Raw genomic sequence first — 20,586 nt, forward strand, 5'->3', positions numbered from 1 at the left:
GCGGGTTTAGTTTGTGTAGCCGCGACTTCTAGTCGCCAGGGCTAGTAATAATCGATACTTTACAAACATCCTCTTAGAAGTTAAAATTTCCCCCTACTCCCTACTCCCAACTCCCCTTTCTTCCAAAAAAGAATCAAAGGTTAACTTATCAGGTAAAGAAGTTTGTGCGCCTAATTTTGTAGCGGCTAAAGCACCGGCGGCTGAACCCCAAATAATTGCCTGATGTAAGGAAAATCCTCTATAAAGTGCAGCAGCTAAACCACCATTGAAAGCATCGCCAGCAGCAACGGTGTCAACAGCTTGAACTGAAAAAGCTGGGACAAAAAATGTTTCCTCACCAGTGACGCAAACAGCACCTTTTGCACCTAGTTTAACGATCGCACATTTCACACCCCTTTGTAATAAAACTTTAGCTGCTTTAATTGCTGATTCCTGATTATCTACAGGAAAACCCACCAACTGCCCCGCTTCAACTTCATTCGGTGTAATAATATCGACTAATGGGTATAGTTCATCGGGTAAATTTGCTTGTGCGGGTGCGGGATCTAAAATTACTTGAATATTTGCATTTTTGGCAACTTTGGCTGCTGCTACTACCGCATCAATGGGAATTTCTAATTGTAAAAGTAGTGCGGTAGCTGTTGGTAATAAGTGGGATAATCGCTCTATATCTGCTTGATTAACTCTTCCGTTTGCACCTGGAATGACAACAATTTGATTTTCACCTGCATAATCTACGGTAATAATAGCAACTCCAGAACTTACCGTTTCATCGATGAAGATATTTTCAGTTTGCACACCAGCAACTTGCAAATTTTGGACAAGTTCAGCACCAAAACTTTGTGCGCCGACACGTCCTACCATCTGCGTTGGAATTTCTAATCTCGCTAATGCTACGGCTTGATTTGCTCCTTTCCCTCCTGGTATTTTGAAAAAGTCTTCTCCTAATATTGTTTCACCTGCTATGGGTAAGCGGGATGTAGTTGATACTAAGTCTATATTGATACTGCCGAAGACAATAATACTCATAATTATCCAGAGTCACGCAAATTAATCTGTTTGCCAGTTTAGATATAGATGCAGGTTTGAGCCTGTGGTAGTAGCTCTGTTTCTAATTCATTCAAACCCTAAATATTCAGCTTAAGTTGAGGTTTAGTTCGACCTATCATTTATCAGATATATAAACTTTGAGATTAATACTTTCTTTGAAACTGCTAAAATAATTGAGCAGCGCATAAATAAAAATCACAATTCCTGTCATTTCTAGGACTTCTTCAATCAGAATGATAATTGTCGTAATCATACTAAGCCGACCAGAGTATTCTCTAAAAAACCCACCTAGCATCTCCATACCTAGCGCTCCGCTTACATAAACAGTTCCGGCAAGGAAGAATAAAAATTGTGTATTCTTAGGTAAATCTAAGAAAAATTTAAAATATTTAACTACAAAAAATATAACTGTAGGAATCCCAAATATAACCCAGGTGTGAAAAAATATGGGGTTTAAATTAAATATTTCTCTTAGGGATGGAATAATCAAAATTTCGTGGAAGCTTAAAGCTTCATCTAAACTCATAAAAAGAAATATTAAAGATAGGTTTTTCCAATATTTAAAATATTTATCTGTCTTTTTGATTACAGAAATTACTGCTAACAATCCCGCAGAAAATAATAACATGAACGATGAATACCAAGCGGGGATATTTAACTCTTCATCCAGGCTAAAAAGGTCATAAAACCATTTTGAACTAGGGAATGGAAACTGGAAAACAAAAAAATAACCACTGACAGCGCCAGTGAGGGTAAGAAATAAAATTATAATAATTAAACGTTGTGTAATATTTTTAGCAGAGATATGAATTGGTAACTCTAGATCACTATTAGATGGCTGCGGCATATATATAATTTTGGTAATATTTTCAACATTAACATAAAATTTTTTAGCAATAGTAATTGAAGTCCTAGAGCTATAGTTGAGAGTAAACAGTATACCAGTCTTGACTGAGAGTAGATTAATCAATAGGCGATCGCCTGAGTATTGGTAAAATTAGACTCACTTGTTTGATATCTTGGTAGAAAACGGGAGTATAAGTATTACGGTGATGACTCCACCCACTCATTCCCAACGCGCCATTCTATCAAACATCAGTTGGCATACCTTTGAAACTATCCTCGCAGAAATGGGGGATAATCGAGCAACGCGCCTGGCTTATGACCACGGAATACTGGAAATTATCACTCCTTTAATGCCCCATGAGCATAATAATAGACTGATAGAAAAGCTGATTGATAGTCTAGCGGAGGAACTCAACCTTAATCTGAAAAGCACTGGTTCAGTGACTTGTAAGCGCCAAGACTTAAGCCGGGGTGTGGAACCAGATTCGAGTTTTTACCGAAAATAGCGGGTTGAAAGCCCCGTTCTTCTAGGACGGCTTTTTATTTGAGCATTTTTTTTATATTTCATTGTAGCGATAGGTAAACATAATCTATAATCTACCCAAGAGGTGATAAAAGTGTTTAACCTAACCTACGAATTTAAACTCAAACCGACTCGAAAACAATCGCATACTTTTGAGCAATGGCTTGAGATTAATCGTCGAGTCTATAACTATGCTTTGCGCGAACGTAAAGATTGGTATAAATCTCGTAGTTGTCAGGTTAATGCTTGTTCCCTCCGCTCTGAATACATCATTACTGCCGAGACTCCCCGTCCCACCTACTCTAGTCAATGCAAATCATTAACCGACGCGAAAAGGACTAATCCTGATCTCAAATCGGTACAATCTCAGGTCTTGCAACAAACGTTAAAACGACTTGAAACCGCATTCACAAGTATGTGGGAACAAAATCATGGATTTCCTAGATTTAAAAAATCTGGAAAGATGCGTAGTTTTGTCTTCCCGCAAATGAAGGGGGATAGATTAAGTGATGGGAGAATTAACCTACCTGTAATTGGTTGGGTTAAATTCCGCCAATCCCGTTCAATCCCAGATGGGGGAGTAATAAAACAAGCCCGTGTAGTCAAGCGTGTTTCTGGATGGTACGTAATGTTAACTATCCAGTGGGATGTTAGTCTACCCCAACCCATGCCACAGGGGGAAGCAGTAGGAATAGATGTCGGGCTAACAAATTTTATTGCCACTTCTCATGGTCTTTTAGTCAAGCGTCCGAAGTTTTTTGTCGATGCCCAACGCAAGCTGAAATTGCTGCAACAGCGTGTCAAGAGAAAACGATTAGGCTCGAACAATTGGAAAAAAGCACAAAAGAAAGTTGCTTCATTGCATGAGTACGTTGCTAATTGTCGTAAAGATTGGCACAGAAAGCTGTCTCACCAAATTTGTGACAGCGCCGGGATGGTGTTTGTTGAGGATTTGAATTTAGTTGGCTTGTCCCGTGGAATGCTGGGTAAACATTGCCTGGATGCTGGGTTCGGTCAATTCTTTAATATTCTTGAACAAACTTGTTTTAAGCGTGATGTCTATTTTCAAAAAGTAGATGCACGGAAAACAAGCCAAATCTGTCCTAACTGTGGTGTTGAGACAGGTAAAAAAGAATTATCAGAACGTACTCATGTTTGCTCGAATTGCGGCTATACCACTGATAGAGATGTTGCAGCCGCTCAAGTAGTTCTAGTTAGTGGACTTGCAGCCGTAGGGCATACGGTCAAGATGCTTGCAGAGGGTAAATTCATTGGAATCCCTAAGAAGCAAGAATCCTCGTACCTTTAGGTCGGGGAGTGTCAAATCCAGAATGAACCTGTGATGCGAAGTAAGCAGAATCTCGATTTAAGTCAAGACCCACCACCAGACTTGGTAATTGAGGTAGATTACACTAGCGCTTCTATTGACAGACTCCCGATATATCTGGCTTTGGGTGTTCCAGAGGTTTGGCGTTATGACGAACCTGTAATGCAGATTTACCAGTTGGGTGCGGGTGTATATGTTCCTTGTGATGTTTCGCCAACTTTTGCTAATCTGCTTTTAACAACTGAAATTCCTCGATTTTTGCAAGAAAGGTTAAAAATTGGGGAAATACCAATGATTCGCTCGTTCCGTAATTGGGTAAAACAGCAAATAGGAAATTGACAGGCGATCGCTAAAAGGCTATACCATATCAAGGTGCATCATACATAAGTTTTGATCTTATGCCTAATGTTGAACGTGACGAAAATAGAGAGCATCGCATTAAAACAGAAATAATTGCCGATGCTGAAGATAAAGAAGATCGGGCAATGGGTTGGTACTACTACCTCGACGATACCCTAAATGTCCCATTTATGGCTAATTTGAAGAAAAAATCACGCAAAACATCCGCAGTTGAGGAGAAAAAAGTTGAGGTGCTGGGAATGGCACCAGATGATGAGTGTTTAAAAGATATGTATGTGGAAGTGGTTTATCCCAATGGCCAGGATGAGGATGTGTTTACTGCCAAGCTATCAGATTTAGTAGCAATTGATACTGATATTGACACTAAAGAGGCGATCGCTGATTGGCATTATTGGTTGGCTAGAGGTTACAAATTCTAGATCATCCTGATAATTGAGGACTTATGTTGGGTTTAACTTTGTTTAACCCAACTTCTAAGAATACATTTTATTATTGTCTCGGTTGAATAAACATTAATGAAAGTTGCTTAACTATTCCAGTCTGATATTTAAGATATTTCAATAAATGTATATTTTAGTTACAGAAACAAGGGTACTTCCTTCACAGCTTCGTAATTTCTTGTAGCAACAAATTATACTTTACTGATTAAATTGAATTAATGAGGATTTTTCAATCAATTATTAACAGCTATATAAGCGTTATTTATAATATATAAAATTGCGTTTTTTACACAGGAGAGTAAGATTGCTAGAACTTCTATTTGATTTCTATCCCCACTCCCCACTCCCTACTCCCCACCTATGCAAGTAAGTTGGATAATCAAAGCAGATTACTATATATCCAAAAATATCATATTTCAAAAATCTATGAAACTGGCTCCGCAGACATATCAAGATGAAAATTCCAAAAAAGTTGATGCTGCTAATCAGAAGTTACTTGCAATGGAATATCAATCTTTTAATTTAGTAAACCAAAGCCAAAAAGCAGCAGCACAACTCTTATTATCGAGTCCTGAGTATAAAATTCAGAAACAGATTCAACACTTCTGGGTATTGCGGAAAGAAACCGTAACATCTCACTCTATGACCTTGAGCAAAGATACCAATCAAGCAAGAATTATATCTTTAGCTTGACAATTGTGAATATTCAAAGTTATGAATGATTCATCCTAATATTAGCAAAAGTTTAGTTAAATATGCCTTTTCGGATTTTAAGTTTAGACGGCGGTGGCATTCGCGGCGTAGTTTCAGCAACCATGCTGGCTATCCTGGAAAAGCAAATTAATCAACCCTTAAATCAATACTTTGACTTAATCGCTGGTACTTCTACAGGCTCAATATTAGCAGCTGCGATCGCCACTGGACGTAATAGTCAAGAAATTATTGACATATATAAACAACAAGGTTCCCGGATTTTTCCTTATCAAAGTCGTTTTTCATTCAAGCGATTTCCCTTACTACTCAGGTATGGTCTATCTGCGCCCAAGTTTGCAGATGATGGTTTGATTGAAGTCCTCAAAGAGACTCTGGGAGATACCCAACTATTAGATATTGTCAATCCGTTACTATTAATCATGGCTTACGATACCATTACTAGACAAGCAATAGTATTTAAAAGCTGGCGTGAAGATACTAATTATGGTAAATTACCATTACCCCTATGGAAGGCTTGCGTTTGTTCTGCATCTGCACCCACTTTTTTTCCAGCACAGAAATTAGAAAAAATAATTAATGGTAGAGTTGATTGTGCTGATGAAAACAGTATCACATTATGTGATCAAGTATCCTTAATGAATAATATATATAACGATAAACAAATTAGAATTACTAGTGGTAAAGGTGAAGGGCAAACGCGGACAATCAAAAAGTATCAAGGAGTGAGAAAATGCGCCTCTATTAATTCTCCTTGGGAAACTATCCCCGACCATACCTCTAGCTATTCATTGAAAACTATTTATTCTGCTATTGATGGTGGCGTTGCGGCTAATAACCCCTCTAGCTGTGCAGTGGCTGAAGCGTTGAGATTAGGACATCGATTAGAAGATATTAGCGTTCTCTCCATCGGTACTGGGGAACTAACACGGATGATCCCCTTTGAAAAAGCTCAAGCCTGGGGTTTAATCCAATGGGCGCAACCATTAATTGGTGTATTATTAGATGCTTCTTCCAATGTTCATGAATATATTACCAATAAAATTATGGAAGATCGCGTTTTAAGGTTGCAATTTAAGCTGGATGGTGAGTTAACAGGTAAACGCTTAAGTGATGATATCGATGATGTAACTCCAGAAAATATCAATAATTTAATTGAAGCGGCAGAAGTTTATATGCAACAACAAAACGTGCAAGCGGCTTTACAAGCATTTTTAAAATTGCAGTCATAGTTAATAAATCAGCCAAGCTGTTTGAAAGCTAAAATTCTACAGATTGGGATAAATCATCATAACTTTGTGCCGTTAACTATTCCTACTTTTAGTCATTTCAATACTAATTCTGCCGCCAAAATCGGGAATGGGTGCAGCAGGTTTACTGAGAATAACTTGTACTTGTGTGACGCGATCGCACTCTTGTAGGATAGAATCAGCGATCGCACCCACTAACCTTTCAATTAAAGAAAACTTAGCCGTTTTCACTAAATGTCGTATAGAGTTAATAACACCGCGATAATCAAGAGTATCTTCAATTGCGTCACTTTTGGCAGCTGTGGAGATATCTAACCATAACTTCACATCCACCTCAAACCATTGGCCTAATACCTGTTCCTCCTGTAGATACCCAGTGTAACCATAGCAGCGAATATTAGTTAAATGAATGCAATCCATAAGATATTGAGCGTAAATTTGACAGTAAATTTGACAATTGTTAGGGTAAAAAACTAACTTTCCTCGACGTAGTTCATATTATCTAATGACTATCCCTGATTTATCACCATTTACTTATAAAAATATTAATCAACTTTGGGCTGATATCTTAACCGAGACACTCAAACGCCTGGGATTAAATTGTGTCGTCATTTGTCCTGGTTCCCGTTCTACACCCTTAGTAGTCGCTTTTGTGCAGCAAGCACCAGATATAGAAGCCATTTCCATTCTCGATGAGCGTTCCGCCGCCTTTTTCGCCTTGGGAAGAGCCAAAGCCACAGGAGTTCCCGTTGCTTTAGTTTGTACTTCTGGAACAGCAGCAGCGAACTTTTACCCAGCTATTATAGAAGCCCAAGCAAGTCGCGTACCACTATTAATATTAACTAGCGATCGCCCGCAAGAACTGAGAAATTGTCATTCTGGGCAAACCATCGACCAAGTTAAATTATATGGTAATTACCCCAACTGGCAAGCCGAGTTAGCCATACCTTCACCAGACATGGAAATGCTAGGTTATTTGCGGCAAACAATTATTCATGCTTGGGAACGCTGTCAACATCCCACACCGGGAGCAGTACATTTAAATATACCCTTTCGTGACCCCCTAGCACCCATTCCCGATGGTACTGACTTCAGCCATTTACACTCAAAATTACACCCAGAAGACTTTTTTGCAGGTATAGCAAACATTCACCCCATACCTCGTTCCCCATACCCCATACCGCAACAGTGGTTAAACTCTGAGCGAGGAATAATTATTGCTGGTGTCGCCCAACCCCAAGAAGCCGAGAAATATTGTCAGGCGATCGCCCATCTTTCCCAAACACTCAACTGGCCTGTATTAGCAGAAGGACTTTCGCCAGTCAGAAATTATACCCAACTCAACCCCTACTTAATTTCTACCTACGACATAATTTTACGTAATCAACAAATAGCCCCAGAATTAACACCAGAAATAGTGATTCAAATCGGGGAAATGCCCACCAGTAAGGAACTACGCAACTGGCTATCTACAACCACACCCCAACGCTGGATAATTGATAGTAGCCATGAAAATCTAGATCCTTTACATGGAAAAACAACACATTTAAGAATATCTGTAGAAGATATAGACACCTGGGAAAATATCAAAACTGAACCAGGAACTTATTTACAAACATGGTGTGAAATTGACCAGGAAGTTAGCAAAAATATTGATCAAATCTTTGCGAATACAGACCAAATAATTGAAAGTAAAGTCTCATGGTTAATTTCTCAAATTCTCCCCCCAGGAACACAAATATTTATTTCTAATAGTATGCCCGTTAGGGATGTAGAATATTTCTGGAAACCAAATAACCTAGAAATAAAACCTTATTTTAACAGAGGTGCAAACGGCATTGATGGCATAACTTCCACTGCATTAGGAATATCCCATCATCAGCAAAGTAGCATCCTTTTAACAGGAGACTTAGCTCTATTACATGATACCAACGGATTTTTAATTAAACATAAATTCATCGGACATTTAACAATTATTTTAATAAATAACAACGGTGGTGGCATATTTGAAATGTTACCCATAGCCCAATTTGAACCACCCTTTGAAGAATTTTTTGGCACACCCCAAAACATAGATTTTAGTCAGTTATCCGCCACCTATAAAATAGAGCATGAATTGATTACTTCCTGGAAACAATTAACAGCAAAATTACAGACATTACCCCAACAAGGAATCAGAATTTTAGAACTGAGAACAAATAGAAAAACAGATGCTCAGTGGAGGAAACAAACCTTAAATAAACTCACTCAAAACATCCCCAACTCATTCTAAGCTGTCGTGCAACTTCCCCATTCCCTTCAATGCAAGATACAATTCTCACACTTGACATCCCAATCACCCATGACGCAAATCAACTGGCAAACCGCTAAAACCTACGAAGATATTCTGTATCATAAAATCGACGGTATAGCCAAAATCACCATTAACCGTCCTCATAAACGGAACGCATTCCGTCCCAAAACCGTCTTTGAACTTTATGATGCTTTCTGTGATGCTCGTGAAGATACGAATATTGGTGTAGTTCTATTTACTGGTGCAGGACCCCACACTGATGGTAAATACGCCTTTTGTTCTGGTGGAGATCAAAGTGTCAGGGGGAAGGCGGGTTATGTAGACGATGAAGGAATCCCCCGTTTAAACGTCTTAGATTTGCAGCGCCTAATTCGTTCTATGCCAAAAGTGGTAATTGCTTTAGTCGCTGGGTATGCTGTGGGTGGTGGACACGTTCTACACCTGATTTGTGACCTGACTATTGCTGCTGATAATGCGATTTTTGCCCAGACTGGCCCGAAAGTGGGAAGTTTTGATGGTGGTTTTGGCGCAAGTTATCTCGCCCGTGTTGTGGGACAAAAAAAGGCGCGGGAAATTTGGTTTCTCTGTCGTCAATATAATGCTCAAGAAGCCCTGGATATGGGTTTAGTTAATTGTATTGTGCCGGTGGAACGATTAGAAGCAGAAGGTATCCAATGGGCGCAAGAAATTTTAGAAAAAAGTCCCATTGCGATTCGGTGTTTAAAAGCAGCATTTAACGCTGACTGTGATGGACAGGCTGGTTTACAAGAACTGGCGGGGAATGCAACTTTGTTGTACTACATGACTGAAGAGGGTTCAGAGGGTAAGCAAGCATTTCTGGAAAAACGTCCGCCTAATTTTCGCACCTTTCCTTGGCTACCTTGATTCCTCTGCGGCGACTCTAAAATAACAAAATTGCATCTGAAACCCAGGTGCAATTTTTTGCTCTGCGAAAATATACAGCAGCAGAAATATGGAAAATTTAAAAGGTTAATATTATTTTTTGAGAATGAAATCTATAAGAATACTAAGCAACTTCTTCTACGGGAAGCATCATAGTTTTATTAGTATCTAAGGATAGAGTTTTGGTAGTACATAAAACCCTGGTTGCATCTGGTAAATCCCAGGATTCTTCCAAGGTTTCCCAAGCGGGTGCAAAAGGAGGAAGAGCTAAAGAACAAGCTTTCCAACCTGCTTGTACCGGAGTTCCTAACTGCTGACACATTCCACCCCTGCGACCTTCTGGCTGGTAATGACGACAATATTTACAGGCAGAGGTCAATAATTTAATGGGTTTCATTTGGGTACATCTTTAACGCAATTGATGGGTGATTTACATATCTATATTTTGCTCATATATCTAAAGAGGTAATTTAAGCAAAAAATCATTATTTTATATAGGTTTCAGCGATCCATAGCAGAAAATAAACTTTATTATGTCTTTATAATCTTGTTATATATGTCAAAGATCGCAGGAGTACACACACCTGTTTTTTTACAAAAACACATTGGGGATCAATAGGAATAGTTAAGGTTTGCATTTCTATCCAGTTGTAAATTTATGACTTTGGGGCGAAAATTTCTCAATGTAGGAACATCCTGTGGCAGAAGTGTGTAATCCAGAAAGGGCTGATTATGCCAACTCTTTGGCTGCACAAATACAACAAACTTGCCAACGCTGAAGTTCACCGGGTGGTGTGGGAGATTGACATTGAGGACATAGGGGTAAATGATGCGATCGCTCTTGAATAGTTTTAGTCCAAGCTATAAAAGCAGTATTTACACTATTAATAGTAGGTTTAACTGAACTGGGCGCAGGAGTAAGATCACCGAGATAGCTGGGATGTTCTTCTGGGGTGATAGTTTTTGGCTGTAAGTAATCGGGAATAGCTGACCAATTTTTAGTAGAAAAGCGAATATCAATCAAAGGTTCAGATAAGTTTTGATTTAACTTGAGTAATAGTGTTGTGCGTGAAAATGTCATGTTCTGCGCCCAAGCAGCGCTAGAAGTAGCTACCTGCAAAACCTGACGCTGAATTGATAAGGGACGGGTATGTTTAGCGGCTACCTTTCCTACAACATCAGGCCATAACTCCAGCAAACGCTGAAATGGGTGTTGTTGCCATTGAGCTTGTTGTTGGAGAATGCCTAAAATGTTATTAACGGATTGCAATGACATCTGGAAAATTGCTAAATGTGATTACAGGTCATTACCATTTTAAACTTCCCAGATATAAAGACAGGGATTTCCCCAGAGTCCCCAGTCCCTAGTCCCTAGTCCCCAATCCCCAGCTATAAGCGGAGAAATGAATCAAAGTAGTATGGTAAATTCCACAACAAATAAGTCTGGGTTGAATCCAGCACTAGCGGCGGCGTTAGCCAGCTTAGAAGTACCTATAGATCGAGAGTTAGCCCGATACCGACGGACACGGATGGGAATCAACGTCCAAAAGCCATCCAATGCGGGAAGTTATTTGAGTCCTCAAACCCTCAATTTGCCCCAATATTCGCCGACAACAGATACTCAAGGGGGGTTGCTGGTGAATCAAACTCCGTTAGAAAATCCCCCAGTTACTAACCCTAAATTAGAGGATTTCAACTTAGGGGTTGATTCTGAGTCTCCCAATTTACAAAATCCCCTACCTTCTAGCAATTTGGCGAGCAGTATTGTTCCCACGGTACGAAATCAGCCAAATCTCTCTCCGGGAAATCAGCAGATGTCACCACCAGATGACTATTTGGAATCTAGTGAAGCTCTGTTACGCAGCTTAACAGATGAAGAAAAGTCCACAACCAAGGCTAGTAGTTCTAATGATAGTTTGCTATCCCCTTTGGGTATTGGCTCGATGTTACTGTTACTTTTAGCCAGTCTGACTTTGGGTTATGTGGTATTCAATCCTAGTTCTTCAGGAGAGTCTGGGTTTAATTTGGGGAGATTGTTTTTTAGGGAATCATCCCCGATGGGTGAGGAAAATACTACCCAAGTTATTAATGGCGCTACGGGTGAAACTTCAGCACAGGTCAAACCTCTAGCTAAGTATCCTAATCTGGCGGTGAAGGAATTTCCAGAAGTCAGGAATCCCAGTGATATAGTTGGTTTACGACCCAGAACGGAACCAACACCTACGCCAGTAATTACCCCACCACCATTAGTTACTCCAGATGTGCAGTTATTACCACAGTTGGAGCCTGTACCAGTAGATGTACCGCCAAGTCCTCCAGCCGAAGATGTGGTAAATACGAATGGGGAAATCCAACCATCAGCAGATGGGTTTTATTATGTAGTTATGGATAATCAAGGCGATGGCGCTCTGTCTGATGCACAAAAAATAGTTCCCGATGCTTATTTGTCCCCTGGACGGACTTTAATTTATTTGGCGGCGGTGAGAACCCCAGAAGCTGCACAGGAAAGAGTGCAAGAGTTACAGTCTCAGGGTATTAAAGCCAGGATTCAGCAGCCTTGAATGCCCTTTCTAGTCCTTGCTGCAAGTGGCGCTGTGGAATTACAATCAATGGAGAGCCAATATGGAATTTATCAAGCGTATTCTGCGGGTAATCCGCGCAAATATCAATAGTCTGATTAATAGTGCTGAAGATCCAGAAAAGATTTTGCAACAGGCTGTGTTGGAAATGCAGGAAAATTTAGTGCAAATGCGACAAGGGGTAGCACAGGCGATCGCCAGCCAAAAACGCACGGAACGCCAAGCCCAAGCCGCAAAATCCACTGCGGAGGAATGGTACCGCCGGGCGCAATTAGCTTTACAACAAGGTAATGAGCCTTTAGCACGGGAGGCGTTAACTAAACGTAAGGCTTATCAAGAAACTTCTACGGCTTTATTTAGTCAAATAGAACAGCAAAATGATATCGTGGCGAGACTGAAAAAGGATATGCGATCGCTAGAGTTGAAAATGAGCGAGGCGAAAACTAAAAAAGATATGTACATCGCCCGTGTCCGTTCGGCTGAGGCTTCTGTCCGACTTCAGGATATGCTAGATACAGGTTCAGCTACCAGCAGTCTCAGTGCTTTTGAACGGATGGAAGATAAAGTTTTGCAAATCGAAGCCCAATCAGAAGCGATCGCCCAAATGGGTACTGATGACTTACAAAAACAATTTGATTCTCTAGAAGCTGGTGGTGACATTGATAGTGAACTAGCGGCTATGAAAGGACAGATGTTAACAGGTCAGGAAAATCCCGTGTCACCGAAGTTACCCCAAGTTGAAGAGTCGTGAATATTGGGCAATCAGCAAAATTAGGATATATCTTAAAAAATAAGGGGTGTTGGCAACTCCGATACCAAAACAGAAAGATTAAATTGGAATAGCAACCTATTAAAGTGTAAAAAAGGGAACTTTCCCACCAAGGGCGTAAACTCTACAAGGAAAAACACAACTATGGGATTATTTGATCGCATTAGACGCGTAGTCAGTTCTAACCTCAACGATTTGGTTAATAAGGCTGAAGATCCAGAAAAAATGCTAGAGCAAGCCATCCTGGAAATGCAGGAAGACTTGGTGCAGTTACGTCAAGGTGTGGCTCAGGCGATCGCCGCCCAAAAACGCACGGAAAAACAGTATAATGATGCCCAAAATGAAATCAACAAGTGGCAACGTAACGCTCAATTAGCTCTGCAAAAAGGCGATGAGAACCTAGCGCGACAAGCCCTAGAACGGAAAAAAAGCTTTAGCGATACCGGAACAGCGCTGAAAACTAGTCTCGATCAACAAACTACTCAAACTGAAAGCCTCAAGCGCAACTTAATCCAGCTAGAAAGCAAGATTTCTGAAGCTAAAACCAAAAAAGAAATGCTCAAAGCCCGGATTACTGCTGCTAAAGCCCAAGAGCAATTGGAAAGTATGACGCGGGGATTGAATACCAGCAGTGCTATGTCCGCATTTGAGCGCATGGAAGAAAAGGTGATGATCCAAGAAGCCCGCGCCCAAGCAGGTGCAGAAATGGTAGGTGCAGATTTAGAGCATCAATTTGCTCAGTTGGAAGGTAGTAGTGATGTTGATGATGAATTAGCAGCGTTGAAAGCAGGAATGCTAGCCTCTGCGCCCGAACCCCAAGCCGCCCTACCCCCAGAACAACCCACTAGCACCTCTACTCCTTCCCAGCCATCTAGTGAACCAGTTGATCGTGACTTGGAAGCCTTACGCAAGCAATTAGATCAACTCTAATTTTCCAGATTAATCGCCGTAAAACCTAGTTTTTCAGTCAGCTTGTCCCACAACCAACAGGTGTGGGATTTTGCATTTTCTCGCAGACTGGGACTGTCAGCTAACAGCAGTTAGCAGTTTTGAGGTAGAGTATTGTGTGTGGTAACTTTGATTAATCCCAGGTAATGGAGACAGTAATGAGTAAGGGTGTAATCACTATAACTGATAGTGAATTTGAAACCGAAGTATTGAAAGCCGAACAGACTGTACTACTTTACTTTTGGGCTTCTTGGTGTGGCCCTTGTCAGTTGATGTCGCCATTAATTAACCAAGCGGCTACTAAGTATGGCGATCGCCTAAAAGTAGTTAAAATAGAAGTCGATCCTAACCCTTTGACTGTCAAACAGTATCAAGTAGAAGGCGTACCAGCCCTCAGACTGGTTCAGGGAGAGCAGGTATTAGCATCCACCGAAGGAGCTATTGGCAAAGAAAAACTACTCAACTTCTTAGAAGAACACTTAAGTAGTAATTAGTCAAGAGTATCTGAGTAAAAACTAAGGACTAAATATTTACCCTGTGTAGCCCAAGGGTAGAAAGCGTAGCCGAAGAGCTAATAACTAATATGCAGTTTGCTAAACGTTTACACCCCCTGCAATCCAATGTCTTTGCGGATATGGACAAAGCTAAGGCCGAGGCTTTATCAGCAGGAAGAGAATTAATTGATTTGTCTTTGGGGTCTTCAGACTTACCAGCCCAACCCCACGTCATTGCAGCAATGGCGGAATCTCTCCATGAGCCTAGTACCCACGGTTACTTGCTATTTCATGGAACCCAGGAATTTCGCCAAGCCGCAGCTAGGTGGTATGAACAAAAATTTGGCGTTACAGTTGACCCAGAAACTGAAGTTTTACCCCTGATTGGTTCTCAGGAAGGTACAGCCCATTTACCTTTAGCACTGCTGAACCCCGGAGATTTTGCCCTGTTGCTTGATCCTGGTTATCCCTCCCATGCTGGGGGCGTGTATTTAGCTAGTGGGCAAATATACTCAATGCCGCTACGAGAAGAAAACAATTTTTTACCAGTATTTGGTGATATTCCTGGGGATGTGGTGGCTCAATCGCGGATGATGGTATTGAGCTATCCTCATAATCCTACAGCAGCGATCGCGCCTTTATCTTTTTTCCAAGAAGCTGTAGCCTTCTGTCAGCAGCATGATATCGCCTTAGTTCACGATTTTCCCTATGTGGATTTGGTATTTGCAGCCACTGGGGATATAGCCCCAAATCAATCCTTAGTTCCTTCTGTGCTGCAAGCAGACCCCGATAAAAGCACTTCTATTGAATTTTTTACCCTTTCCAAATCTTATAACATGGGTGGCTTCCGCATCGGTTACGCCATCGGTAACGCCCAATTAATTCAGGCTTTACGCCAAGTTAAAGCAGCAGTGGATTTTAATCAGTATAAAGGAATCTTGAACGGTGCGATCGCCGCCCTCACAGGTTCCCAAACTGGAGTCACAGATGCAGTTGCTACCTTCCGTAAACGACGTGATGCTTTTATCAGTGCATTACATGATATTGGTTGGCAAGTCCCCACCCCCCCAGGCACAATGTATATTTGGGCTAAATTACCCTCACCTTGGGAGCAAAACTCCGTGCAGTTCTGTACTGAGTTAGTCAAACAAACTGGTGTCGCGGCTTCCCCTGGTGCTGGTTTTGGCAAATGCGGAGAAGGTTATGTGCGCTTTGCTTTAGTCCATGAACCAGATATTTTAGCAACCGCTGTCAAAAGAATTGCCGAGTTTTTGTAGTTCCCCGATACAAAACCATCGTCAGATTTTCACAAATACTATACAGAAACTTTACCCAACTTAGTCTGCCTTTGTTTACATTGGTTTTGTGTGATCAACTACTAAAAATTGGCTACTAATGAGACTCTGATTTTAATTTGAGTCGGCAATTTAACCTAGCCAAAGTTATCAGGGGCATTAGTATAAAACCATACTGTAAATGTAATCGAGACTAATTGATGAAAAATATTTTTCCATCCCTGATGGTTGCCAGTGCAATGGCTGCTGGTGTCAGTGCGATCGCTACTACCCCAGCACAAGCCGCTAGTTTGATAAATGTCAGTATTGGCGGAACCAACCCAATTGATTATTACGTTTACGATTCAAATGGTGTAAATACCTTTCCAGTGCCAAGTACCCTGGCAAACGTGGAAAAAGTCCTGGAAAATGCTAATGCTGCCAACCCTACGGGTAATGTAGAGTTAGCTGCTACTAGTGAACAACCGGGTTTCGACTTTACCAGAAACACCACCTTAGAAGGGACGATTAATGGTAAAAATCTGATCATCAGTAGTTTAACTTTAGATGATTGGATAACTCCCTACAAAGACACCAATTTAACATTTGGGGAGTTTTGGTTTAATGAAGCGTTAACCGCTAATGGTTTTGGTAGCTTAGTTGGGACACCCACCGCTAGTGCTTTGTTTACCGGTTTTGTCGATAATGGCGGTTATCAACGGTTTAGCGATCCTAATATCGCCTATGTCAATCAAGAAGACCCCAATGGACCCATTAGCATTGGTCTAGCAGGTGTGCTGAATGCTCGTGATTTGTTATTCAGCACTGTACCCCCTGAGTTTCAACCACTATTGGATCAAGTAGATACCATACAAGCTAGTGAAGTTTACAGGTACATCTATGAAGGACAGACAGACTTGCAGTACAGTTTTGTCGCCATACCTTCAGGTTTATCTGAAATAAGTTCTCCGCTCTCACACACTGGCATTTATGACCCAGTTATCATTCCCAATGTACCGCCAACATCAGTCCCAGAACCTTCAGTAATTTTAGGTATATTAGGCGTGGCTGGGATGATTGCTACAAAACGCCAGTTGAAAAAAAGTATTTAGTATAGCCGGGGACTGATAAAATTACCCTTTCAACGCCCTTCATCGCTCAGGGCTGTTTCATTCGCTTGTGTGGGAAATTTGTCAACAGGATAATCTCACGCAAAGGCGCAAAGGCGCAAAGAAAAATCAGGTATTTCGGGCTGAAGACCCCAAAATTTTTTGTCCTAATTGTGGATTTGCCTTCAATTTTTATCTCTTTGACCCTTGCAATTTTAACCCTTTTAGGGAACGAAACAGCCCTGCTTCCTCGCTTGCGGGGTGGAGTAAAAAAAACTATAATCATGAGTTACGCAGAGTAACCCACTTTATGATTTTGGGAAAATTTATTTTGTAATAATAGCTACTTGATAAATCGCCTAAATAGCAGTTATTATTACATATAATATTTTCAAGACAATCGATCATGAATAATATCCTGGAAAAATTGGCGGTAACAAGTGCGGTTTTTTTGGCAGTGTCCCTGGGAGGAATATCTAAATCTCTGGCTATTGTCTTTACTGGAGATACAACGGGACAACCTACATGGAACCGTCCTGTACAAGGTAACCCGCCTACCAATTTATCATTGGCCGGAACTGCTGTTCCCTATTCTGTTCAAGAGTTTTTTGTAGATACAAATGGTGCTTACAATTTTCTTTCAACCACCATCTGGGATAACTTCACTTTTCTCTACGCTTCCGCTTTTAATCCTACTGCGCCATTCACCAATGTGATCATCGGTAACGATGACTTCCCCACCATTGGCATCTCTGGTTTTAATGGAGTCAATCTCACAGCCAATCAATCTTACTTTTTTGTAACCACAGGATTTGCTAACAGCGATTTTGGGACTTTTACTAATGAGATCACAGGACCCGGAACCATAACTCTAGGTAGCCCAACCCCTGTGCCTTTTGATTTTTCTCCTAATACCAGTGTGTTCATCCTGGCCGGTGCTTATGGGGTTAAACGACTATTGATGCGCCGGAAACCAGTGAAATTACTGATTGAAGAGAAAGAAATGGCTGTGAAAGGTTGATAACATCAGTTAGTTAATTTTAATTCTCTACTTTGATTTCATTGGCAGAGTAGGGAAAAATTGTGTATGTAATTATTTGCGCCTTTGCGCGAAAAAAATTCGTAAAATAAAAACAGGTAACTTGTCAAATTCCCACAATTAACCTGTGACCATATCTCCTCGCATCATACCACTGGTCAAAGACCCAGAACGTTTAGAAAATCGGCTCGCGGAAATTCCACCGGAAGCGGGGGTTTATTTTATGCGGGATAGTACAGATAGTATTATATATATAGGTAAATCCAAAAAATTGCGATCGCGTGTGCGTTCCTACTTTCAGGATAGCAATTACACCAGCCATCGTATCGCTACAATGGTACAGCAGGTGACAGACATTGAATTTATTGTCACTGATACAGAAGCAGAAGCATTAGCCCTAGAAGCCAACTTAATTAAGCAGCATCAGCCATATTTTAACGTCTTACTCAAAGATGATAAAAAATACCCTTACGTTTGTATTACGTGGTCAGAAGACTATCCCCGCATATTCATCACCCGCAAACGCCAACTAGGTAAAGCTAAAGATAAGTTTTACGGGCCTTATACAGATACAGGTTTATTACGAGAAATCTTACACATATCTAAACGCATCTTTGCATTACGCCAACGACCGCAACCATTATTTAAAGACCGTCCTTGTTTAAATTATGACTTGGGGCGTTGTCCCGGTGTCTGTCAGCAGTTGATTTCACCGTCAGAATACCGCCAAACTGTGCAGAAAGTCGCAATGGTATTCCAAGGAAGAACTCAAGAATTGCTAGATATTCTCACAAAACAAATGCAAACCGCAGCTGAGGAGTTAAATTTTGAATTGGCGGCGCGGATTCGTGATCAAATATCTGGTTTAAAATCTTTAACGGCGGATCAAAAAGTTTCCTTACCAGATGATACCGTTTCACGGGATGCTGTGGCACTGGCAGCAGATAAAGAACGGGCTTGTATTCAATTATTTCAGATTCGGGCTGGACAATTGGTGGGACGTTTAGGATTTATTGCAAATAGTCAGGCTGAACCTGGAGCTATTTTACAACGAGTTTTAGAATCACATTATCAAACTGCCGATGCTGTGGAATTTCCCGCAGAGATTTTGGTACAGCATGACTTACCAGATGCAGAAATTTTGGCAGATGTCTTGAGTCAACGCAAGGGTAGAAAAGTGACAATTTTAACTCCTCAGCGTCAAACTAAGGCAGAATTAATAGAGATGGTAGAGCGCAATGCTGAGTATGAATTGCAAAGAATGCAAAAATTGAGCGATCGCAACCATGAAGCCTTACAAGATTTAACCAATATTCTCGATTTACCCGATTTACCCCACAGAATCGAAGGTTATGATATTTCTCACATTCAGGGTTCCAATGCTGTTGCTTCCCAAGTAGTCTTCATTGATGGTTTACCGGGGAAACAGCACTATCGCCACTATAAAATCAAAAATCCCACAGTTACATCGGGACATTCCGATGATTTTGCCAGTTTAGCGGAAGTCATTCAAAGACGGTTTCGCAAGTATAGCGAAGATCCGCAATTATCGAGGGTGGGAAATCCTGACTGGCCTGATTTAATTATGATTGATGGCGGTAAAGGTCAATTATCTGCGGTGGTGGATGTTTTGCAAGAAATGAATTTATTAGCAGACTTGCGGGTTGTGAGTTTAGCGAAGCAGCGAGAAGAGATTTTTTTACCGGGAGAATCGGAACCTTTAGAAACGGAAGCAGAACAACCAGGAGTACAGTTATTGCGGCGGTTAAGAGATGAAGCCCATCGATTTGCGGTGAGTTTCCATCGTCAGCAGCGTAGTGATAATTTCAGGCGATCGCGTTTAGATGAAATTCCCGGTTTAGGACACCATCGTCAAAAGCAGCTTTTAGGGCATTTTCGCTCAGTTGATTATATCAGACAAGCCACACCAGCACAACTAGCTGAGGTTCCAGGGATTGGCCCCAGGTTAGCCCAAGAAATTTACGATTATTTTCACCCTAATTGAGTAGTTTCAATTTGATTGATCAATCATTAATTTTTCTAGAATTTCATTCCATTTCTCTTTGTGAATTTTTTGAATTTCGTTATCTGATTCTATCAATTGTGAATATAGGTCAATAAAATCAGTGATAGACATGACTAATCTTAAATAATATTTAATTGTGGGAATAATTCCATTAAGAATTACTTGACAGCCATGTTCTAATGAAATTTGCCTAATAAGTTGATTAATCTTATCAGTCTCTAGTTGATTAACATCTTTTGATGCAAAAATGTAGTATCTTTGAGGGTTATATTTGATAATTTTATTTTTAGCCCGGTAAACCATTTGTAGAGTAATTTCTTGCCCATATTTAATTTCTATAGCTTCAATAAGATGATCACTATCATCAAAAATTTCAATATCTCCAGCAGTTTTAGAAGTTCTGTCAGATGCTGTATGACTTCCTAATTTTTTTAACTTGCAGGAATTATATCTAGAAATTTCCTTGACTAAAATTTGATAAAGGGCATACAAGGCAATAACAGGCAATTTTGGCCCCCCATCAGTTTTATAGTTATAATTAAAATGCTCGTCTAAAGCATTAACTACGCTCTTTAAATCTAATCTTTCTGGATTAAGTAGGTGGGCGTGAAATAACCAAAATGTGTAACAATAAGTAAATACAGT

General features: G+C 40.5%; 21 protein-coding genes and 1 pseudogene. 16 read left to right on the forward strand and 6 right to left on the reverse strand.

Going from position 1 to position 20,586, the window contains the following annotated elements; genetic code table 11:
* Positions 1 to 93: 93 nt before the first annotated feature.
* Positions 94 to 1,029, reverse strand: a complete 936-nt coding sequence (gene rbsK / locus ACM0OP_RS07240) for a ribokinase (RefSeq protein ID WP_414527720.1) — start codon at positions 1,027 to 1,029, stop codon at positions 94 to 96.
* Between the two features lie 136 nt (positions 1,030 to 1,165).
* Positions 1,166 to 1,897 carry a hypothetical protein gene (locus tag ACM0OP_RS07245; RefSeq protein ID WP_414527721.1) on the reverse strand — a complete coding sequence of 244 codons (732 nt, stop codon included), beginning with the start codon at positions 1,895 to 1,897 and terminating at the stop codon, positions 1,166 to 1,168.
* A gap of 205 nt (positions 1,898 to 2,102) precedes the next feature.
* Between ACM0OP_RS07245 and ACM0OP_RS07250 the strand changes: the two genes are divergently transcribed.
* The 6 genes from ACM0OP_RS07250 (at position 2,103) to ACM0OP_RS07275 (ending at position 6,489) form a co-directional block, all read left to right on the forward strand.
* Positions 2,103 to 2,402, forward strand: coding sequence for a hypothetical protein (locus ACM0OP_RS07250; RefSeq protein ID WP_414527722.1), 300 nt, complete (start codon positions 2,103 to 2,105; stop codon positions 2,400 to 2,402).
* Positions 2,403 to 2,513: 111 nt separating this feature from the next.
* Positions 2,514 to 3,728, forward strand: a complete 1,215-nt coding sequence (locus tag ACM0OP_RS07255) for an RNA-guided endonuclease InsQ/TnpB family protein (RefSeq protein ID WP_414527723.1) — start codon at positions 2,514 to 2,516, stop codon at positions 3,726 to 3,728.
* Between the two features lie 33 nt (positions 3,729 to 3,761).
* Positions 3,762 to 4,085, forward strand: coding sequence for a Uma2 family endonuclease (locus ACM0OP_RS07260; protein WP_414527724.1), 324 nt, complete (start codon positions 3,762 to 3,764; stop codon positions 4,083 to 4,085).
* Positions 4,086 to 4,144: 59 nt separating this feature from the next.
* Positions 4,145 to 4,525, forward strand: a complete 381-nt coding sequence (locus ACM0OP_RS07265; protein ID WP_414527725.1) for a calcium-binding protein — start codon at positions 4,145 to 4,147, stop codon at positions 4,523 to 4,525.
* A 447-nt stretch (positions 4,526 to 4,972) separates the two neighbouring features.
* The gene (locus ACM0OP_RS07270) at positions 4,973 to 5,239 is read left to right on the forward strand and encodes a hypothetical protein (RefSeq protein ID WP_414527726.1); all 267 of its coding nucleotides are present in this window, start codon (positions 4,973 to 4,975) and stop codon (positions 5,237 to 5,239) included.
* A gap of 62 nt (positions 5,240 to 5,301) precedes the next feature.
* Positions 5,302 to 6,489 (forward strand): patatin-like phospholipase family protein, encoded by a 1,188-nt coding sequence (locus ACM0OP_RS07275; protein WP_414527727.1) that lies wholly within the window; start codon positions 5,302 to 5,304, stop codon positions 6,487 to 6,489.
* Between the two features lie 72 nt (positions 6,490 to 6,561).
* Here ACM0OP_RS07275 and folB read toward each other — a convergent pair whose 3' ends face one another.
* A complete protein-coding gene (gene folB / locus ACM0OP_RS07280) occupies positions 6,562 to 6,927 on the reverse strand; it encodes a dihydroneopterin aldolase (RefSeq protein ID WP_414527728.1) in 366 nt (121 codons plus the stop codon).
* Positions 6,928 to 7,012: 85 nt separating this feature from the next.
* Here folB and menD point away from each other — a divergent pair, with 85 nt between their 5' ends.
* Together menD and menB are read left to right on the forward strand one after the other, a co-directional pair.
* The gene (gene menD / locus ACM0OP_RS07285) at positions 7,013 to 8,779 is read left to right on the forward strand and encodes a 2-succinyl-5-enolpyruvyl-6-hydroxy-3-cyclohexene-1-carboxylic-acid synthase (protein ID WP_414527729.1); all 1,767 of its coding nucleotides are present in this window, start codon (positions 7,013 to 7,015) and stop codon (positions 8,777 to 8,779) included.
* Between the two features lie 69 nt (positions 8,780 to 8,848).
* Positions 8,849 to 9,685: a 1,4-dihydroxy-2-naphthoyl-CoA synthase gene (gene menB, locus ACM0OP_RS07290; RefSeq protein WP_414527730.1), complete on the forward strand. Its 837-nt coding sequence runs from the start codon at positions 8,849 to 8,851 to the stop codon at positions 9,683 to 9,685.
* 142 nt (positions 9,686 to 9,827) lie between these two features.
* On the opposite strand, the gene ACM0OP_RS07295 is transcribed toward menB, so the two are convergent.
* Positions 9,828 to 10,100 carry a hypothetical protein gene (locus ACM0OP_RS07295; RefSeq protein WP_414527731.1) on the reverse strand — a complete coding sequence of 91 codons (273 nt, stop codon included), beginning with the start codon at positions 10,098 to 10,100 and terminating at the stop codon, positions 9,828 to 9,830.
* Between the two features lie 333 nt (positions 10,101 to 10,433).
* The gene (locus tag ACM0OP_RS07300) at positions 10,434 to 10,979 is read right to left on the reverse strand and encodes a DciA family protein (RefSeq protein WP_414527732.1); all 546 of its coding nucleotides are present in this window, start codon (positions 10,977 to 10,979) and stop codon (positions 10,434 to 10,436) included.
* 127 nt (positions 10,980 to 11,106) lie between these two features.
* On the opposite strand from ACM0OP_RS07300, the gene ACM0OP_RS07305 reads away from it, so the two are divergent.
* The 8 genes from ACM0OP_RS07305 to uvrC all read left to right on the forward strand — a co-directional run bounded on the left by ACM0OP_RS07305 (position 11,107) and on the right by uvrC (position 19,920).
* The gene (locus ACM0OP_RS07305) at positions 11,107 to 12,264 is read left to right on the forward strand and encodes a hypothetical protein (protein WP_414527733.1); all 1,158 of its coding nucleotides are present in this window, start codon (positions 11,107 to 11,109) and stop codon (positions 12,262 to 12,264) included.
* Positions 12,265 to 12,325: 61 nt separating this feature from the next.
* Positions 12,326 to 13,033 (forward strand): PspA/IM30 family protein, encoded by a 708-nt coding sequence (locus tag ACM0OP_RS07310; RefSeq protein WP_414527734.1) that lies wholly within the window; start codon positions 12,326 to 12,328, stop codon positions 13,031 to 13,033.
* A 162-nt stretch (positions 13,034 to 13,195) separates the two neighbouring features.
* Positions 13,196 to 13,981 carry a PspA/IM30 family protein gene (locus ACM0OP_RS07315; RefSeq protein ID WP_414527735.1) on the forward strand — a complete coding sequence of 262 codons (786 nt, stop codon included), beginning with the start codon at positions 13,196 to 13,198 and terminating at the stop codon, positions 13,979 to 13,981.
* Positions 13,982 to 14,157: 176 nt separating this feature from the next.
* Positions 14,158 to 14,493, forward strand: coding sequence for a thioredoxin family protein (locus tag ACM0OP_RS07320; protein ID WP_414527736.1), 336 nt, complete (start codon positions 14,158 to 14,160; stop codon positions 14,491 to 14,493).
* An 89-nt stretch (positions 14,494 to 14,582) separates the two neighbouring features.
* Positions 14,583 to 15,770, forward strand: coding sequence for an LL-diaminopimelate aminotransferase (locus ACM0OP_RS07325; RefSeq protein ID WP_414527737.1), 1,188 nt, complete (start codon positions 14,583 to 14,585; stop codon positions 15,768 to 15,770).
* Positions 15,771 to 15,988: 218 nt separating this feature from the next.
* Positions 15,989 to 16,879 (forward strand): NF038130 family PEP-CTERM protein, encoded by an 891-nt coding sequence (locus ACM0OP_RS07330; RefSeq protein WP_414527738.1) that lies wholly within the window; start codon positions 15,989 to 15,991, stop codon positions 16,877 to 16,879.
* Between the two features lie 403 nt (positions 16,880 to 17,282).
* On the forward strand, positions 17,283 to 17,897 hold the full coding sequence (locus tag ACM0OP_RS07335; protein ID WP_414527739.1) for a PFE-CTERM domain-containing protein: 615 nt from the start codon (positions 17,283 to 17,285) through the stop codon (positions 17,895 to 17,897).
* A gap of 145 nt (positions 17,898 to 18,042) precedes the next feature.
* Entirely contained in the window at positions 18,043 to 19,920 is a 1,878-nt protein-coding gene (gene uvrC, locus ACM0OP_RS07340; protein WP_414527740.1) for an excinuclease ABC subunit UvrC, read from the forward strand.
* A 6-nt stretch (positions 19,921 to 19,926) separates the two neighbouring features.
* Here uvrC and ACM0OP_RS07345 read toward each other — a convergent pair.
* Positions 19,927 to 20,586, reverse strand: a pseudogene (locus ACM0OP_RS07345) (DNA cytosine methyltransferase); the annotation flags it as partial.

The sequence above is a fragment of the Nodularia chucula CCY0103 genome, assembly GCF_963923915.1.
Lineage (GTDB): Bacteria > Cyanobacteriota > Cyanobacteriia > Cyanobacteriales > Nostocaceae > Nodularia > Nodularia chucula.

Coding starts and splice junctions, on each gene's coding strand:
- ACM0OP_RS07250 (WP_414527722.1), top strand. CDS start 2,103: ATGACTCCACCCACTCATTCCCAACGCGCCATTCTATCAAACATCAGT.
- menD (WP_414527729.1), top strand. CDS start 7,013: ATGACTATCCCTGATTTATCACCATTTACTTATAAAAATATTAATCAA.
- ACM0OP_RS07270 (WP_414527726.1), top strand. CDS start 4,973: ATGAAACTGGCTCCGCAGACATATCAAGATGAAAATTCCAAAAAAGTT.
- ACM0OP_RS07325 (WP_414527737.1), top strand. CDS start 14,583: ATGCAGTTTGCTAAACGTTTACACCCCCTGCAATCCAATGTCTTTGCG.
- rbsK (WP_414527720.1), bottom strand. CDS start 1,029: ATGAGTATTATTGTCTTCGGCAGTATCAATATAGACTTAGTATCAACT.
- ACM0OP_RS07305 (WP_414527733.1), top strand. CDS start 11,107: ATGAATCAAAGTAGTATGGTAAATTCCACAACAAATAAGTCTGGGTTG.
- ACM0OP_RS07300 (WP_414527732.1), bottom strand. CDS start 10,979: ATGTCATTGCAATCCGTTAATAACATTTTAGGCATTCTCCAACAACAA.
- ACM0OP_RS07245 (WP_414527721.1), bottom strand. CDS start 1,897: ATGCCGCAGCCATCTAATAGTGATCTAGAGTTACCAATTCATATCTCT.
- ACM0OP_RS07315 (WP_414527735.1), top strand. CDS start 13,196: ATGGGATTATTTGATCGCATTAGACGCGTAGTCAGTTCTAACCTCAAC.
- menB (WP_414527730.1), top strand. CDS start 8,849: ATGACGCAAATCAACTGGCAAACCGCTAAAACCTACGAAGATATTCTG.
- folB (WP_414527728.1), bottom strand. CDS start 6,927: ATGGATTGCATTCATTTAACTAATATTCGCTGCTATGGTTACACTGGG.
- ACM0OP_RS07335 (WP_414527739.1), top strand. CDS start 17,283: ATGAATAATATCCTGGAAAAATTGGCGGTAACAAGTGCGGTTTTTTTG.
- ACM0OP_RS07310 (WP_414527734.1), top strand. CDS start 12,326: ATGGAATTTATCAAGCGTATTCTGCGGGTAATCCGCGCAAATATCAAT.
- ACM0OP_RS07295 (WP_414527731.1), bottom strand. CDS start 10,100: ATGAAACCCATTAAATTATTGACCTCTGCCTGTAAATATTGTCGTCAT.
- ACM0OP_RS07265 (WP_414527725.1), top strand. CDS start 4,145: ATGCCTAATGTTGAACGTGACGAAAATAGAGAGCATCGCATTAAAACA.
- ACM0OP_RS07275 (WP_414527727.1), top strand. CDS start 5,302: ATGCCTTTTCGGATTTTAAGTTTAGACGGCGGTGGCATTCGCGGCGTA.
- ACM0OP_RS07330 (WP_414527738.1), top strand. CDS start 15,989: ATGAAAAATATTTTTCCATCCCTGATGGTTGCCAGTGCAATGGCTGCT.
- ACM0OP_RS07260 (WP_414527724.1), top strand. CDS start 3,762: ATGCGAAGTAAGCAGAATCTCGATTTAAGTCAAGACCCACCACCAGAC.
- ACM0OP_RS07320 (WP_414527736.1), top strand. CDS start 14,158: ATGAGTAAGGGTGTAATCACTATAACTGATAGTGAATTTGAAACCGAA.